This window comes from Paenibacillus sp. FSL R10-2796, from assembly GCF_037965315.1.
Lineage (GTDB): Bacteria > Bacillota > Bacilli > Paenibacillales > Paenibacillaceae > Paenibacillus_AQ > Paenibacillus_AQ odorifer.
Window position 1 is genome coordinate 3,857,146 of record NZ_CP150178.1, and the last position, 16,143, is coordinate 3,873,288.

The 16,143-nt window shown below is 42.9% G+C and carries 16 protein-coding genes; 3 read left to right on the forward strand and 13 right to left on the reverse strand.

The window, feature by feature from the left end; genetic code table 11:
• Window positions 1-23 precede the first annotated feature (23 nt).
• Together NST58_RS17400 and NST58_RS17405 are read left to right on the forward strand one after the other, a co-directional pair.
• Window positions 24-1,253, forward strand: coding sequence for an aminopeptidase (locus tag NST58_RS17400; RefSeq protein WP_076126659.1), 1,230 nt, complete (start codon window positions 24-26; stop codon window positions 1,251-1,253).
• 227 nt (window positions 1,254-1,480) lie between these two features.
• Window positions 1,481-1,663, forward strand: a complete 183-nt coding sequence (locus tag NST58_RS17405; RefSeq protein ID WP_076126661.1) for a hypothetical protein — start codon at window positions 1,481-1,483, stop codon at window positions 1,661-1,663.
• Between the two features lie 74 nt (window positions 1,664-1,737).
• Here NST58_RS17405 and NST58_RS17410 read toward each other — a convergent pair whose 3' ends face one another.
• The 10 genes from NST58_RS17410 to NST58_RS17455 all read right to left on the reverse strand — a co-directional run bounded on the left by NST58_RS17410 (window position 1,738) and on the right by NST58_RS17455 (window position 10,463).
• Window positions 1,738-2,430, reverse strand: coding sequence for a hypothetical protein (locus NST58_RS17410; protein ID WP_339168005.1), 693 nt, complete (start codon window positions 2,428-2,430; stop codon window positions 1,738-1,740).
• A gap of 30 nt (window positions 2,431-2,460) precedes the next feature.
• A complete protein-coding gene (locus NST58_RS17415) occupies window positions 2,461-3,033 on the reverse strand; it encodes a TetR/AcrR family transcriptional regulator (RefSeq protein ID WP_076190237.1) in 573 nt (190 codons plus the stop codon).
• Window positions 3,034-3,750, reverse strand: coding sequence for an MBL fold metallo-hydrolase (locus tag NST58_RS17420; protein WP_339243632.1), 717 nt, complete (start codon window positions 3,748-3,750; stop codon window positions 3,034-3,036).
• 91 nt (window positions 3,751-3,841) lie between these two features.
• Window positions 3,842-4,309 carry a DUF6773 family protein gene (locus NST58_RS17425; RefSeq protein ID WP_339243633.1) on the reverse strand — a complete coding sequence of 156 codons (468 nt, stop codon included), beginning with the start codon at window positions 4,307-4,309 and terminating at the stop codon, window positions 3,842-3,844.
• Window positions 4,310-4,311: 2 nt separating this feature from the next.
• On the reverse strand, window positions 4,312-4,542 hold the full coding sequence (locus NST58_RS17430) for a helix-turn-helix transcriptional regulator (protein ID WP_076126669.1): 231 nt from the start codon (window positions 4,540-4,542) through the stop codon (window positions 4,312-4,314).
• A gap of 1,458 nt (window positions 4,543-6,000) precedes the next feature.
• Complete coding sequence (locus NST58_RS17435) at window positions 6,001-6,603, reverse strand: nitroreductase (RefSeq protein WP_076099095.1); 603 nt, start codon at window positions 6,601-6,603, stop codon at window positions 6,001-6,003.
• A gap of 223 nt (window positions 6,604-6,826) precedes the next feature.
• Window positions 6,827-7,603: a phosphate ABC transporter ATP-binding protein PstB gene (gene pstB, locus NST58_RS17440; RefSeq protein ID WP_036687516.1), complete on the reverse strand. Its 777-nt coding sequence runs from the start codon at window positions 7,601-7,603 to the stop codon at window positions 6,827-6,829.
• A 38-nt stretch (window positions 7,604-7,641) separates the two neighbouring features.
• Window positions 7,642-8,538, reverse strand: coding sequence for a phosphate ABC transporter permease PstA (gene pstA, locus NST58_RS17445; RefSeq protein WP_076184366.1), 897 nt, complete (start codon window positions 8,536-8,538; stop codon window positions 7,642-7,644).
• The gene (pstC, locus tag NST58_RS17450) at window positions 8,535-9,437 is read right to left on the reverse strand and encodes a phosphate ABC transporter permease subunit PstC (RefSeq protein WP_036687519.1); all 903 of its coding nucleotides are present in this window, start codon (window positions 9,435-9,437) and stop codon (window positions 8,535-8,537) included. The genes pstA and pstC overlap by 4 nt, the downstream gene beginning before the upstream one ends.
• Window positions 9,438-9,527: 90 nt before the next feature.
• On the reverse strand, window positions 9,528-10,463 hold the full coding sequence (locus NST58_RS17455) for a phosphate ABC transporter substrate-binding protein PstS family protein (RefSeq protein WP_076126671.1): 936 nt from the start codon (window positions 10,461-10,463) through the stop codon (window positions 9,528-9,530).
• A 328-nt stretch (window positions 10,464-10,791) separates the two neighbouring features.
• Here NST58_RS17455 and NST58_RS17460 point away from each other — a divergent pair, with 328 nt between their 5' ends.
• Window positions 10,792-11,682: a LysR family transcriptional regulator gene (locus NST58_RS17460; RefSeq protein ID WP_076306014.1), complete on the forward strand. Its 891-nt coding sequence runs from the start codon at window positions 10,792-10,794 to the stop codon at window positions 11,680-11,682.
• Window positions 11,683-11,736: 54 nt separating this feature from the next.
• Here NST58_RS17460 and NST58_RS17465 read toward each other — a convergent pair whose 3' ends face one another.
• Genes NST58_RS17465 through NST58_RS17475 form a run of 3 tightly spaced genes read right to left on the reverse strand, consistent with a single transcriptional unit; the run spans window position 11,737 to window position 16,114 of the window.
• Complete coding sequence (locus NST58_RS17465; protein ID WP_339243634.1) at window positions 11,737-12,726, reverse strand: substrate-binding domain-containing protein; 990 nt, start codon at window positions 12,724-12,726, stop codon at window positions 11,737-11,739.
• On the reverse strand, window positions 12,723-14,507 hold the full coding sequence (locus tag NST58_RS17470) for a sensor histidine kinase (protein WP_339243635.1): 1,785 nt from the start codon (window positions 14,505-14,507) through the stop codon (window positions 12,723-12,725). The genes NST58_RS17465 and NST58_RS17470 overlap by 4 nt, the downstream gene beginning before the upstream one ends.
• A complete protein-coding gene (locus tag NST58_RS17475) occupies window positions 14,504-16,114 on the reverse strand; it encodes a response regulator (protein WP_339243637.1) in 1,611 nt (536 codons plus the stop codon). The genes NST58_RS17470 and NST58_RS17475 overlap by 4 nt, the downstream gene beginning before the upstream one ends.
• Between the last annotated feature and the right edge of the window lie 29 nt (window positions 16,115-16,143).

Genomic DNA, 16,143 nt, shown 5'->3' on the forward strand with positions numbered 1-16,143 from the left:
GGATATTGGGAGGAATAGAAACTATGTTGGATTTCAAGCAAAAGCTGGAGAATTACGCATTGCTGGCCGTGAAGATTGGCGTTAATATTCAACCGGGTCAGACACTCGTTGTGAATGCAGATATTGTATCCGCAGAGCTTGTGCGACTTGTGGTTCGCAAAGCCTATGAAGCCGGCGCGAGACTTGTAAAGGTGAATTATAGTGATGAAGTTGTATTACGTACACGTTATGATCTTGCTCCATCTGATTCCTTCCTGGAGCCGCCGCAGTGGCAAGCCGATGAATTAGAGGATCTTGCTAAAAAGGGAGCCGCATTTCTAACCATTATCTCCGCTGACCCAGATCTTTTAAAAGGCGTTGAACCGGGAAGAATTGCCGATAATCAACGTATTTCTGGGCAGACCCTAGCACCTTATCGTGAGTACTTAATGGGGAATCATGCGAGCTGGAGCGGCCTTGCCTTCCCATCAGCCTCTTGGGCGGCAAAAGTGTTCCCTGACGCTCCATCAGAGCAGCAGGTTGAACTATTATGGGACGCCATCTTTAAAGCCACACGTGCGGATCAGGAAGATCCTATTGAAGCATGGAGCCGCCATTTAGATGGACTCAAAACTCGTTGCGCTTCCTTGAATGAAAGTAAGTTTCGCAAGCTGCATTATACAGCACCTGGTACAGATTTAACTATTGAGTTGCCGGAAGGACACATCTGGTGTCAGGCAGGAGCTGTGAACGGTAAGGGCGTCCCTTTCCTAGCCAACATTCCAACGGAAGAAGTGTTTACTGCCCCTCTGAAGTCTGGTATTAATGGTAAAGTGAGCAGCACTAAGCCACTTAGCTACGGCGGCAATCTAATCAATAACTTCACGCTGACCTTTGAGAACGGTAAAGTGATTGATTTTACTGCTGAAGAAGGCGCAGAAACTTTGGCATCACTAATCGCACTGGATGAAGGATCTTCCTATCTTGGTGAAGTTGCTTTGGTGCCTTTCCACTCTCCGATTTCTGAGAGCGGTATTCTTTATTACACTACGTTGTATGATGAGAATGCCTCCTGTCATTTGGCTTTAGGTGCAGCTTATGCCTTCACAATTCAAGAAGGAATTACGATGACTAAAGAACAGCTGTTGGAAAAAGGAATGAATCAAAGCCATACCCATGTTGACTTTATGATGGGCTCTCCTGAAATGAATATTGACGGAATTAACGATGATGGAACAACAGTACCTATCTTCCGTAATGGGGATTGGGCTTAAGGCATAAACAACACCCGTTAGATCCTAGGTAGAACCAATTTCAAATAACCCGCTTAGCTCTCTAATTAGAGAGTAAGCGGGTTGTTTTTGTTTTAACAGCAACATTTCAGGTGGTAAAATGCCCAAATTTGAACAAAAGTTCAATATTTGTTCACACTATTGTTGATTTCTGTTCACAAATATGTCACAATACAGTTAAGGATTGAATTTCCAAGGAGGGGATTATCATGTTGAGAGACCCAGTATCCAAAGAAGTTGACAGCCTCGAAGAAGAACAGCTAGAAATTCAACCACCGGTAGATTCAAGAATTGTTGCATCTAATGCTATTAAATACACTGCCTATGTTATGCTGCTTTTTGGATTCTTGTATTTCCTGATTGCTTACTTGGCGCCTATGTTGGAACCTTAATGTGATGGATATAATTTTATTGGAAAACGCTTACGGTTAATCACTCTCTATGGAGCAGTGATTAACCGTTTTTATTAATTCCATGAGAATGCTTTGTTTGTCCAAGCTATTGCTGTTGGCGACCATACCCCGTTCATCTTCGTTTGTATCCAAGCTACGGCCTCTTCTCTATCCCCTTCAAAAGCGGATAAACCGTTATCTGACATCCAGTGACTGACCGTCTCGAACGAGGTGCTGCTCCAACCATTTACATCACCTTCATCATTCAGGCGTTGGTTGATGCCTGAGATCACCATATCTAACGATCCTTGCAGCTCAGTAACCGCGTTATCGAAGGCTGTTTTCTTTTCTTTTGCCTTCATATCAGCCTCTGCCCGAAGTTTACGTGTATCAATGCCTTCATGTTCACGAACAATCTGCAGTAAGGTCACAGCTTCTTTACTAGCCAACCCATCCTTATACCGCTCTTCAATAGATTTGGTACTGCCTACTGCTGCTACAAATGCCGGGAACCACTCCCTTGAGACCAAAATAGCCTTTTTCTTAATAAACTTTCCGTATCCTGCAAGGCCCTCACCTGGAAACTGCGCACGCCATGACCACGGATCTAAATCTGTCCCAGTATGCCAATTCTCGGGCTTAGTCAAGCCGTTTAAAGACGGGTGCCCGGGAATCAGCGCAGCAAGCGGTAAAATCCCCAATTTCGCAATAATCTCTGCTGTTTCCCCATAAGTGGTGACACTACCTTGTTCATATTCCTGACCCATTTGTTCATCATCTCCTAGATCTAATCTAATTTAATCTGATTTCATATTTCCAATTCCGGTTATAAAAGTGCTAATCAAGCGGGTTAGACTCTCGTTAGTATCGAGCGCCATACCAAATCCACCCTTTTGCTCCAAAGAGGCGAATCCATGTAGGATACTCCGTAATCCCCTTACGGCATGAAGTTCTCCTTCTTCACCTAATTGATAACTCTTCATCACCTGAATTATAAACTGCAAAATATGCTCACCAGCCGCTTCAAGCTCCGTGTTCTCCTGTTCAGGCGCTCGTAGTGTAGTCTCATACAAACCTGGTCTACTTCTAGCAAAATCCACATATGCTCGGCCCATCGCGTGTACAGCAGCATCTCCATTTAATCCCTCAGCTGCGTTCGACATGCATGTAAATAATAACTCTAAACCGTAAATGGCGAGCCCAGTCCGCAAATCCTGCAGGCCATTTATATGGTTATATAGTGACGGGGAACGAACACCTAGTTTAGCTGCTAGTGCAGCCAAGGTAACAGCTTCTATACCTTCAGCATCGGCAATTTCTGCTGCTCTAATCACTAGCGTGTGACGATCTAATCCTGCTCTAGGTGACATTTAATTACTCCTATCCTGAATCATTTGTGCCTTACGTATGGCTTTCTCCATCTCTTGCTTTGGCGCTTTAAGTAAGTTGCCGTGACCCACAGCAAGTAAAGCTGGAGATAACTCTAGAAGCTTAATCGCACTATTCAGAGCTTGAGCTTTATTCCATGTAGCCATTGCTGGAAAAGGAAACAGGGGGATGATGGTTCCTGCCACCGCAGTTCCCCGGAAGGTCTGAAGAGCATCCCCCACGATTACAGCACCGCTGCGTGAATCAAGGAAAGACATAGAGCCGGGGGTATGTCCTGGAGTGTGAATCGCTGATAATGAGCCAATGGTATCCCCTTCGTGGAGAAGGACATCTGGCTTGGTAGCTATCTTCTTCGGCACGCCTCCCTTAATAGGGGTCTGAGGTTCTCCTTCCCGAAGTGAACGATCTCCGCGTAGTAATGCCGAATCTCGCTCAGAGATGAACACCTGAGCCTCTGGACGTTGCTTTTTTAGTCCATCCAGTGCCCCAATATGATCATCATGCGCATGCGTTAAGATTATGCGTGTAAGCTTCTTATTTAGCTTCGCTTCAGTCTCCATAATTCCTTTTAGACTAAATGGCATAGCCGCATCTATTAAAGTCAATCCATCATTTTCCTCAATAATGTAACAATTCACTGGAAAAAAATTAGGCATCCAAGTCAACTGCAATAAATGACCTTCACGTGTTACTCTCATCCTTACCCCTCCGATAAACTAATGGTATTAGCTTAAATATAAACTAATAACATTAGTTTTGCAAGAGGTGGTTATCTTTAATATTTAATATTTAATTCTCAATGTTCTTGTCAGCATTTTTGTTGGATTTATTAATTATGTACCACATCGCCCAAGTGACCCCTATGAAAAATACAACCGCCCCCACGAGAGTACTCGATATATTTTTTCTAATATCCACTTCTCCCGCTTCTCTAAAATCAAGCAAAAATGTTAGCGTGGCCCAAATAATCGTGCTGATAACTCCCGATATTAAATGAATCTTCTTAAACCGTTTGAGTTCTCCTTCCTTACTTGGCGGCAGGTATATCCCATCTTTGACACAACGAACGGTAACATACAAGCAACCTAACAGCATAATCCCAAAAGTATCAACCCAATATTTGATGTCCCACTCCAGGATAAATACTTTTACCAAAAGGCTAATCATAAATCCCACTAACACAATCAACAATCCGTGCGTACTAAACTTCTGAATTTCTGTGATAATTCGTTCATCTTTAATCTTTGGCCCTTTCACAACTAATCCTCCCAAAAAATATCGTTTAATGACGTATCCAACGCCTTGCAGATGGCTATGCACAGCTTAATCGTCGGGTTATAGTTACCAGCTTCAATCAAGCCGATCGTCTGCCGTGTAACCCCTACAACTTCCGCTAACTGTTCTTGGGAAAGATTCTTTTGGATCCTAGCCAGCTTTAACTTGATGTTTTTGTTCTCTCCCACTCCATAACCCCTTTTAATGTTTGTCATGCATTCCATTTTCCACCATTGTAATCTATATCGGTCATTATGTACATTATATATTGCATTTAATTGGTGGGATCAACGTTTGACTTTAGGATCGACGTGTCATATTAGGATCGACGTTTCTTATTAAGATCAACGTTTCATATTAGGATCCAGACTTCATTTTCCTTTCCCTCTCCGTCAGGAAATACTTTCTCCCCACCGTTGGATCAAATGGTGAAGAGTGATTGTAACTGAGTCCATAGCCAGTCAGCTGCGATGCCTAACTCGCCGCCTTTGCTAGTATGTAAGCACACTTTTGCCAATAGTTCGGACTCAGATGACCTTATTATGCAGATTCGATTGTTTTCTGCGGGTTATCGGACTCAGTTGCAGCTATTTACTCATAACCACACAGATTCTGCGCTGTTACATGGTAATAAGAGCTATGCGGTCCGATACATCTGCAAAATGACTCAAAAATCTCAAATAGCTGTTATACGGTCCGTAACATACTGAGGGTCTTTAGTTAGTTTGGGTAGTTTAGGTTAGTTTGGAGTTAGTTCACATATTCGCTGTTGCATCGGACTGAGGAGTCCTTATTTCGTAGATTTGCAGCTAATTGACGTGCTATCGGACCCAGTTACAGCTATTTACTCATAACCACACCAATTCTGCGACGTTACATGGTAATAAGAGCTATGCGGTCCGATAGATCGGCAAAATGACTCAAAAAGCTCAAATAGCTGCAATACGGTCCGTAACATACTGAGGGTCTTTAGTTAGTTTGGGTAGTTTAGGTTAGTTTGGAGTTAGTTCACTTATTCGCCGTTGCATCGGACTGAGGAGTCCTTATTTCGTAGATTTGCAGCTAATTGCCGCGCTATCGGACCCAATTGCAGCTATTTACTCAAAATCACACCAATTCTGCGACGTTACATGGTAATAAGAGCTATGCGGTCCGATACATCTGCAAAGTGACTCAAAAAGCTCAAATAGCTGCAATACAGTCCGATACGGAGATCAGTAGGAAGCCCGCAGAAGTTCAATAGGAGATCACTAGGAAGCCACTAGGAGGTCAGTAGGAAGCCCGCAGAAGGTCAATAGGAGATCACTAGGAAGTAAGTAGAAGGTTGAGCCACATCAGCAGAGGAACCGGCAGCGAATCGTGATCAGCACCCAGTAGCCCTCCCCCCCACCCGACTACGGCTAGTCAAAGCAACAAAAAAAGCATCCCTAAGGATACTTTTGATCTTTCGATGCTTATGATCTTTTTGATATTTCGACGCTTTTACGATACTTTCGATCTTTCGATCTTTCGATCTTTCGATCTTTCGATCTTTCGATCTTTTTGATCTTTCGATGCTAATGATCTATCGATGTTTTTGATCTTTCGATCTTTCGATCTTTTTGATCTTTCGACGCTTTTTCGATATTTTTGATCTTTCGCCGCTTTTAATATACGAATGCCTTCGACTTTCCTTATTCCACTACGCCATTCTCTGGATAGAAGTCTACGATCTTCAGCAGCTCCGAAGCGTCTGTGCGTGGACGGCTGTCAGGTACAGTCTCCGGATATCCGGCATGGATCATGGCTACAATTTTTTCGCCGGGCTTCACACCAATTTTAGTGCGGAATTCAGGGTTGTTGATGTATGGATCAGTCTTCCAAATTGTCCCTACACCTTGCTCCCAAGCTGCGAGCTGGAAGTTCTGTACAAGTGCGGACGCTGCTGCAAAATCCTCGTCCCACTCTCTCTGCCGAGGATCTTCAGGCATTACTACGATTACTGTTAATGGAATATTCGAGATATATTCTTTACGTTTAGCAGCCACTTCTGGATCAGCTATAGCACGTTTTACAAAAGCAAATGCAGATTCAGCTAGGAATTTCGAACCTTCCCCTTGAAAAGCAATAAATCTCCACGGCTCACGCACACCATGATTCGGTGCCCATACCGCTACATTTAATAATTCCTCTAAAAGGCCTTGTGGAAGTGGATCTTTTTTAAAAAGCTTAATCGAGCGTCGTTCTTTTATTATTTCGGCCACACTATTCTGTTGAGTCTGTTGAGATTGCGTCATAAGATCCACTCCCTATTATAGTAATAATGATAATCATTATCACAAATAATACAGCATCTTTCTGCCTTTTGCAAATAACAGGTAACCTTTCGAATCACAGTTAATTTCATATAAAAACAACCGATATACTTCGCAGAAACTTTCGGATGTTATTGTTTCTCTGCATATTAACTTTTGAATTCACAAAAAAAACACCGTTCCTGAAGGAACGATGTTCACAGCTTCAGCCGAATCGGCCCATGATATATTCTTGCGTCATTTGATTCTCTGGATTGGTAAAGACTTTATCCGTCTTATCATATTCGACAAGGGAGCCAAGATAAAAGTATGCGGTATAATCAGAGATCCGAGCTGCCTGCTGCATATTATGTGTCACAATAACGATGCGAAGCTCTTCTTTTAACTCCTTGATTAGCTCCTCTACTTTACCTGTGGAGACCGGGTCTAGAGCTGATGCTGGTTCGTCCAAGAGCAGAATTTGCGGGTTAACCGACAACGCTCTAGCAATACAAAGACGCTGCTGTTGTCCACCGGAAAGTGCAAGCGCTGAATCTTTTAAACGATCCTTTACCTCATCCCACAATGCTGCTTTGCGAAGACTGCTCTCAACAATCTCATCAAGAGCCTTTTTACCTTTAATGCCATGATATTTAGGTCCAAAAGCGATGTTATCGTAAATCGATTTATAGAACGGATTTGGCTTTTGCCATACCATCCCGATCTTCTGACGCAGCTTAATCACATCCGTACCCGGAGCATTAATATCCACTCCATCAATCCAGATGCTTCCTTTTGTTTTTGAGCCAGAAATTTCGTCATTCATCCGGTTCAAAGAACGAAGAAAGGTTGATTTACCGCAGCCGGAGGGGCCGATCAGTGCAGTAACCGTATTTTCAGCAAATGGAAGGCTTATCCCCTTTACTGCCTCATATGTTCCGTAAAAAATACTCAGGTCTTCGGTTTGAAAAGATTCACGCACTGCTGTTGCCGACGTTCCCATCGATTACTCCTCCTACATCTCTACTTTAATTTGTATGATTAGTTCATTCTTTTTGAAGCTGTAAGCTTACGATAAATAAATCTTCCGAAATAACGTGCTGCCAGATTGAAGATTAACACCATAATTACAAGCACCGCCGAAGCTCCCGCAGCAATTTGTGCAGCATCTGGAGCTAGACCTTCACTGTTGACCTTCCAAATGTGGACAGCCAGCGTTTCCGCTGGACGGAAGGGATTCAGTGGTGAATTCGCACTAAGTGGATTCCAGTTGGTGAAATCCAATCTTGGACTACTCATCCCTGCTGTGAACATCAACGCAGCTGCTTCCCCAAAGACACGGCCAGCGGACAAGATAGTACCTGTAATAATTGTAGGTAATGCTACCGGAAACAACACCGAGGTAACAATTTTCCACTTGGACAATCCTAATGCAAAACCAGCCTCTTTTTGTTGTTTTGGAACACTACGGAAAGCTTGCTCCGTAATCCGCACCATCAGCGGCAGATTAAAGACCGTTAATGCCAGCGCACCAGAGATTAAGGAGAAGCCCAGATTGAAATAGTTAACAATCAGCAATAGACCAAACAAGCCGACTACGATGGAAGGGAAAGATGACAACACTTCAACAATCAAGCGAATAAAGCCGGTAATCTTACCGGGACGAGCATATTCCGCCATATAAATACCGGCACCCAGTCCAAGCGGAACGGTAATAATAAGTGTCAGTACCAACAGGAATAAGGAGTTAAATAGCTGCGGTCCGATCCCTCCACCTGCACGAATCTTTTGCGGTGCGGAGAAAAGAAAATCCCAACTGATATGGCTTAAGCCTCTAAAGAGGATATATCCCAAAAGTCCAAGTAGAATGACAACGATGAGCATCGCGAAAAATACAATAAGACTGGTGGCAATTTTATTTACGGTTCTCGGCTTCAAATTTTATTTCTCCTTTCAAGCATTCTCACAAAGAAGACAAATACGAAAGTCATCAGCATGAGAACCAGTGCCATACTCCACAGTGCATTATTGTGAGGTGAGCCCATGGTCGTGTTCCCCATACCGAGTGTGATCACACTGGTCAAGGTAGAAGCTGACTCAAAGAGTGATTTTGGTACGAATGGCGCGTTCCCGATAACCATTTGTACAGCGAGTGCTTCACCGAAAGCACGAGCCATTCCCAATACAATCCCTGTCATAATGGCAGGAAAGGTTGTTGGAATAATCACCCGCGAAATCGTCTGCCACCGGGTGGCACCAAGCGCATAGGAAGATTCTTTTAAGTTTTGCGGCAATGAAGCCAGCGCGTCTGCAGCCACGCTTGTAATCGTCGGAAGAATCATTACCGAGAGCACAAGCGCGCCTGCAGCTACCCCGATGCCTTGGCCCGGCAGGTTGTTGCGTAGAAACGGTACAATTACACTTAATCCGATGAAACCATATACTACCGAAGGAATCCCTGCCAAAAGCTCAATAACAGGTTGAAGTAATTTTTTGCCCCACCCTGGAACAATCTCAGTCATAAATAACGCAGCGCATAAGCTAAGTGGACTAGCAATCAATGCGGCAAGCAAAGTAACCAGGAAGGAACCCGAGATAAATGGAAAGGCTCCGAAGGAAGGCGTATCCGCTTCTGGCGACCACTTTGTACCGAATAGAAATTCAGAAACTGTAGCATTGCCACTTGTGAAGGTTGAAATTCCTTTAGACGCTACAAAATATACCATCGATACAATGATTGTTATCAACAGTAATACACAGAAGGACATATAAGTACGTCCAACAAAATCTTCAATATGATGTTTTTCGAATCGTGAGTTCTTTAGTTTCACCCTCAATTGCTCCCTCTTTCTAAAGTGAAAAGAGAGGCAGATGTATCCGCCTCTAATCACTTGAGATTCTAATCAATAACATTGCCTAGAATTAAATTACTTAGCGGTAACAGTTCCTGCAACGTCGCGAACAACTTGCATTTTAACAGCTGGGATGTATCCAAGTTCAACAACTTCACCTGTTTGCACTTCGTCAGTTAAGAAAAAGTCGAGGAATGCTTTTACTGTTGCATTAGGTTCACCATTTGTGTACATATGCTCGTAAGCCCATACTGGGTATTTACCAGAAACAACATTGTCAACAGATGCTTCTACACCGTCAAGACTAAGTGTTTTAATGGAATCATCCAGGTAAGAAAGAGCAAGGTATCCGATTGCCCCTGGAGTTTCACCGATCATTTTCTTAACCGTACCGGAGGAATCTTCTTGAATCGAACCTGGGATATCTTCTGTTTTGGTTCCAAGTGCAAAGCTTTCAAAGGTTGCACGAGTACCGGAGCTGCCTGGACGGTTGATGATTTGGATTTTTTGATCCGCTCCGCCTACTTCAGACCAGTTAGTGATTTTACCAGTGAAAATGTCCACCAGTTGTTGTTTAGTCAAGCTATCCACACCAGCATCAGGATGAGATACTGCTGCGATCGCTACTACTGCTACTTGATGATCTACGAGTGCTGCTGCTTTTTCTGCATCTGCATCTTTTAATTTTTCTTCTGCGAATACGTCAGAGTTTCCGATATCTACTTGTTTCTCAGCTACTTGAGTAAGACCAGTACCACTGCCACCGCCTTGAACTTGAATGTCCACGCCAGTGTTTTTATCCATGAAATTCTCTGCTACCAGCTCAACCAAGGGTTGTAATGCTGTTGAACCTGAAGCCAGAATCGAACCACTTATTTCAGCGCCGCCGCTTCCTTCGTTAGTTGCTGCAGCGTTTCCTCCTGTGTTGTTTGCCCCGCCGTTACCGCAAGCCGATAGTGCCAGTACGCTTGTTAAAGCCAAAGTCATGATCCATGATTTTTTGAATTGCATTGTTTTGTCTCCTCCTAAATGGTTTGTTAGCATGGCTCCCTGATCAGTTCATACCAAACTGGCTTCGAAAGCTTTAACATGGTGTTGTGGAGCTTGGCCCCCATATGCATGGTTACTGTAAAAGTTCATCAAACGCATATGTTATATGTTGTCCGGGACTTCTTGGCCCCTCTGACTCTTCTTATTCTAGAGCTCGTTCGTTAGAGAAACTTCTTATCTTTGTAAAGCGAACGAAAAAAATACCAATATAAAGTGTATATCTATATAGATATAATCTATAATGGAGATATAATTTATAATCCAACTTAGCATTATGTGGAGGAAAGTCATGAATATTATGAAATTGAACATCGTAGTTCTAATTGAAAAATATAAAAAAGTAACCGATGTAGCCGCAGAATTAGGCCTTAAACAGCCAACTGTTTCTTTTCATATGAAGAATCTGGAGGCTGAGCTCGGAACCCCTCTATTTCTTTACCGAAGCGGAAGAGTGCTGCTTACGGATGCTGGACGAGCCCTTTATCAATACGCCCTCAAAATCGTCTCTCTCACAGCAGAAGCTGAGCGCACAGTTAAACAATTTTCTTCCCCCTCAAAAGGAATATTAGAGCTGGAAGCCAGTTTTATTCCTGCAACTTATATTTTACCTAATGTGTTAATCCAATTCATGAAACTCTATCCGGGGATTAACAACTCTTTGACTGTTCAAAGCGATGCTTTGTTACGTGAGCGTCTCCGTAGTCGGGATATTCAGATGGCCATTTTACATACTGCGGATTGGCAGGACGAATCTTTTGATTTTCAGCTTATTGTCCGTGATGAACCTGTCCTAATTTTTGCAACTGGTCATCCATTTGAAGGCCTAGAGAAATTAACACCTGAACTAATTGCCAATGAGCCGTGGATTCAGCATGAGCAAGGATCTTGTTTACGAGGGTATGCCGATCAATGGGCACAATTCAATCAAATCCGTTTATGGAACCGATCCGAGTTGAATTCTCCAGAAGTGATTAAGCAGCTAGTTAGCGGGAGTGACTGTGTTGGCATATGTTCTAAAGCGGCGGTTAAAGCTGAGATTGAGCTAGGCAAGCTTAGCTATGCCAACCTGCCAGGGATTCTGCCTGAAAGCGGCGGGTTTGTGCTCGGCTGGCGTAAAGATCATATTTTAACACCGTTGCAGCAATCCTTTGTTGATATAGTAACGACTCTTGATCTTTAAAAAAACAAGGAAGCTTCTAAAGCCGCAAACGGTTTTAGAAGCTTCCTTGTTCATTTATTCTATAAAAGGAAACATTAATTTCTCATTTTCACTTAAATACATATTCTCCTTTGTGATGATCACGGAGCCTGTATCTATTATCCGTTCCACTTTCTCACCCTCAACAGCTTCAATCGCCGTCTTCACAGCTAAGTACCCCATATTAAAAGGCTTCTGCATTACCGTGCCAAGCAAGATCCCTTTTTCGAGGAGCTTCACCTCATTGCTAGAATTGTCGAACCCAAATAATTTCACTTTGTCCTGAAATCCCATATCCATAATCGCCTGCCCAGCACCTAGTGTAGAAGGTTCATTAAGACCTATTATCCCCTTTAGATTTGGCTCGTCCTTTAGTAAATCAACAGTTAACTGGTACGCTTTTCGCACGGAACCATCACTGTATAATGTAGGCTGCACATCATGAACTCCATTCTCTAAAAGGGCATCACGAGCCCCTCTTTCCCTCTCTATTGCGGTGGCAGAGCCTTGTACAAAGTTAACGATAGCGACTTTATCCTCTGGATCGATATATTTTCTTAACTCCTGCCCTGCCTTACGTCCTGCTTCATAATTATCTGTAGCAATAAAACTCTCTGATACACCACCGCTCAAGCCCGAATCTACAGTAATAAGTGTAATGCCAGCTGATTTGATCTGTTCCGCGATTGGAATGAGGCGATAATAATCTGTAGCAGATAAAATAATGGCGTCAGGCTTTTCCTTAATTGCTTGCTCCAGCAGTTCTATCTGTTGATCTACATCAAGCTCTGTATCCGTTCCAATCGTGCGAACCTCTGCGCCGAACTCCTTAGCCGCAGTTGCCACACCTTGTTTCATCACTTCCCAGAATTCAATACTGCTATCGATAGTCTTGGGCACATAAATAATGGTCCTAACCTTTGCGTCAAGCTCATTTGTAAACATACGATAGGCTAATGAACCCAAAGTAACAATGAAGAGCAGTAGCAGAGTATACAGGCCAATTTTTGACCGTAAAGCGCTCATTGACTCTCCTCCTCATAAATCACAGGTATTCGTAAAGTGGCCGTCGTTCCTTCCTCCATCTCGCTTGCAAAAGACAAACCGTATTTCACACCGAAATACAGCTGGATACGATGGTTCACATTCGCGACACCTACACCGCTGCCAGTCTTGAAATCTGATTTTTGCAGCAGTACCTTACCCATTTGCTCTTCATCCATCCCAATACCGTCATCAATGACCTGTACGATAATATCGTTCTGTTCTTGTCTTGCTCGGATCAGAATGTGCCCTTGCTCAGGATTATGTTTTATGCCGTGATAGATCGCATTTTCAACCAAAGGCTGAAGTACCATTTTTAAAATGCTGCTGGTTAGGATATCTTCTTGTACCTCTATGGAATAAGTGAATTTATTACGATAACGCATGTTCTGAATCGTTAAATAGTGCCGAATATGCTCTAATTCTTTGGCCAGCGGAATCAATTCCTCACCCTCACCAATTGTTGAACGAAGCAGCTTGGATAGAGATGAAGTCATCTCAACCACTTCCTCCATCTTTCCTGTCTCTGCCATCCAAATAATCGAATCAAGTGTATTGTACAAAAAGTGAGGTTTAATCTGCGCTTGCAGTGCCTTCAGTTCACTCACACGTTTCATCTCTTGCTCCAGAACGATCTGTCCCATTAACTCTTTAATCTTCATAATCATAAGATTAAACGTACGAGCAAGCTTGCCGATTTCATTCGTGCTCTCAATCTCCACGCGTATGTCGAACTCTCCACGTTCCGCTTTTTTCATATTCAGCTCCAAATTCTTCAGCGGTTTGGTCAGTGCGTAAGAGAGAAATATCGATATAGCCATAGCAAAAATCAAACTAATTGCTCCCCATAAGGCGGCGGTTCCTTGCATACGTTGCTTGTTCGCGACCAAATCATCCGGATAAGTGACTCCAACTATTTTCCAGCCAAAGCTGGTAGTGTCCACAGTGTACAGTTTCTGATCATTCCCCGTGTTAACCGTAACAGATCCACTCTTGATCCCAAGGACCGTCTCCAATTGTTCGAACTTGAGCTGGGAGTAGATCAACTGCTGTTGTGGATGATAGACAAGGCTACCTGCGGGATCGACGATAAAAACATAACCTCGTTTTCCCAGTTCGATTTGTTTACATAGATTATTAATTACACTGTAATTGAGATCTACGAGCAGTACACCTTGTTGATCCGCTTCCGTCATAGCATTCGCATTCGAGAGTTTTCGGCTGATCGAGACTACCCACCGGTATTCATCTTGAAAGATGTGCTGCACATGAGAGGAAGAAACTGCAACGTCAAGTTGATTCATAGCTTTTTGATACCAATCTTGAGCTATTAGTTCAGGAAGCGGTTTCAAAACAGCATGCTGTCGATCCGAAACGGTCATGCCATCTGAGCCTGCATATAATATAGAGGAAATATCCGAGCGGGACTGAACGACTGACCGGAGATAATGACTGGCAAGCAGTTTATTCTTAAGCGCCTCTTCTTCATCTAATTTCGAGCCTTTTATATATTTCTCTAAATCACTGCTAGTTAACACCAGAGCAGCTATGCTCTCCATATTACCAATGTAATTCTCGATATTTAGTTTTACTTGTTCTATTAATTGTGAAGTATAGGCTACAGAATTGCCCTTGACCGCGGCTGAGGACAGGCGATAGGAAGTATAACTCAGGACAATAGTTGTGCAGAGGATAAGAAGTGAAAAGGAGATTGCAATATTAGTATGAATACTTCGGCTGCGGAAAAAGCGCTGTGATCTCATAGAGAGAGATTCTCCTTCTGCCGGTGTCGATATTCCTTCGGTGTGCTTCCTACATTACGTTTGAAAATAACACTAAAATACTGTGGATCAGCATAACCAACTCTGGCAGCGATATCATATGTCTTCAACTGTGTGACCGTAAGGAGTTCTTTTGCTTTTTCCAAACGGAGTCGAGTCAGATACTCTATAAATGTTTCACCGGTATGCTGTTTAAAAGTTGCACTGAAATAACTGATGCTCATAAAAATATGGCTGCACAGCTCATTGAGTGAAAAGCTGTCATTACAATAATTCTCGCGAATATAAGCTTCTGCGGCTTGCATCTGAGAAGTCCGAACCGTTGTTCTCTGTTCCGATAGTTTAAGTATCAGCGCATGGCAAGTCCTCTCCAGATAATGCCTTGCTTCATCTAACGTCTTAAGCGTAGCAACCTCTGCGAACATATTATGCGAAACAACTACTGTATTTGGGAAGCCGATGTCGACCACATAGTTCATCAAAGAAACCAGCAGCTGATAGATGCTGCTACGGCAGCCTTCTATAGAGGAGGTATTACTTTTAAGCTCCTGAAACCACTTCAACAGAATTTCCGATACAGCAGAAGCTTTACCTGTCTTTAAAGCGGATATAAATTGCTTTTCCCATGAGGTGAAATGCGCCTGATCCAATCCCTTCCCAAACTCAAGATCCTGTATGGAGATAACTTTATCTATGCCTAAAAGGTAACGATATTCTATGGAGGAGATCGCTTCTTGGAAGGATTGTGGAATTTGTTGCAAAGTATTATATTTTCTACCGATGCCTATGGTGGATGACAGCTTCAAATATTTATTTAAGCTACCCTGGACTTGCTCTGCAAGATGCTGCGTTGCTACTTCTACCGTCTCTGAATTGCCGGATAATATCGCAGCGATTTTTCCATCTCTCGTCTGGAATACCACTCCGTCTTGCTCTTTCTCCAGCTGCTCTTGAACAATGTTAAAGGCGCCGAAACACAGTAGCTCTGCATCAAAAGCTAGGTCCTGGCTTCGTTTCTCCAGTTCTATATCTATAACGAGCGCAAGGTACACTTGACCCTGCAACGGAATATGAAAATAACTCAATTTATTCTCGATTTCTTCGCTTTTCATTCGAGTAGTTACAAGCTGCTCCAAGAATCGTTCCCGCAGCAATGGAAGACTCTGATTAAGTTGCATACGAAGCTTAACTAAATTCGCTTTTTGTAGATGATCTTCATCTAAATCCTGCTTCATCTTACTTAGAAATTCAGCAAACTCACGTGCATTAATCGGTTTTAATAAGTACTCAGTCACCTTCAGTGTTATGGCCTGCTTCGCATATTCGAAGTCTTCATATCCAGTGACGATAATGACCTTCATATCCCGGTACCTATCCATCACAGCTCTGGCCAATCCTAGTCCATCCATAAAAGGCATACAAATATCAGTAATAATTACGTCAGGACGATGCTGCTCGATTGCATCCAGTGCATCTCTGCCATTATCGAAATCACCAACCAGCTCAAACCCATATTTACTCCATGAGATCTTTTGTTTGATCCCTTCACGAACCTCATCTTCATCATCAACCAGAATTATTTTATACATCCAACACCTCCACAACTTTGAACTTATCA

Bases quoted from the DNA above. Each gene is read 5' to 3' on its own strand.
- NST58_RS17405 (WP_076126661.1), top strand. From the start codon at position 1,481: ATGTTGAGAGACCCAGTATCCAAAGAAGTTGACAGCCTCGAAGAAGAA.
- NST58_RS17465 (WP_339243634.1), bottom strand. From the start codon at position 12,726: ATGAGCGCTTTACGGTCAAAAATTGGCCTGTATACTCTGCTACTGCTC.
- NST58_RS17420 (WP_339243632.1), bottom strand. From the start codon at position 3,750: ATGAGAGTAACACGTGAAGGTCATTTATTGCAGTTGACTTGGATGCCT.
- pstB (WP_036687516.1), bottom strand. From the start codon at position 7,603: ATGGGAACGTCGGCAACAGCAGTGCGTGAATCTTTTCAAACCGAAGAC.
- NST58_RS17430 (WP_076126669.1), bottom strand. From the start codon at position 4,542: ATGACAAACATTAAAAGGGGTTATGGAGTGGGAGAGAACAAAAACATC.
- NST58_RS17470 (WP_339243635.1), bottom strand. From the start codon at position 14,507: ATGAGATCACAGCGCTTTTTCCGCAGCCGAAGTATTCATACTAATATT.
- NST58_RS17475 (WP_339243637.1), bottom strand. From the start codon at position 16,114: ATGTATAAAATAATTCTGGTTGATGATGAAGATGAGGTTCGTGAAGGG.
- NST58_RS17410 (WP_339168005.1), bottom strand. From the start codon at position 2,430: ATGGGTCAGGAATATGAACAAGGTAGTGTCACCACTTATGGGGAAACA.
- NST58_RS17460 (WP_076306014.1), top strand. From the start codon at position 10,792: ATGAATATTATGAAATTGAACATCGTAGTTCTAATTGAAAAATATAAA.
- NST58_RS17435 (WP_076099095.1), bottom strand. From the start codon at position 6,603: ATGACGCAATCTCAACAGACTCAACAGAATAGTGTGGCCGAAATAATA.
- NST58_RS17400 (WP_076126659.1), top strand. From the start codon at position 24: ATGTTGGATTTCAAGCAAAAGCTGGAGAATTACGCATTGCTGGCCGTG.
- NST58_RS17415 (WP_076190237.1), bottom strand. From the start codon at position 3,033: ATGTCACCTAGAGCAGGATTAGATCGTCACACGCTAGTGATTAGAGCA.
- NST58_RS17455 (WP_076126671.1), bottom strand. From the start codon at position 10,463: ATGCAATTCAAAAAATCATGGATCATGACTTTGGCTTTAACAAGCGTA.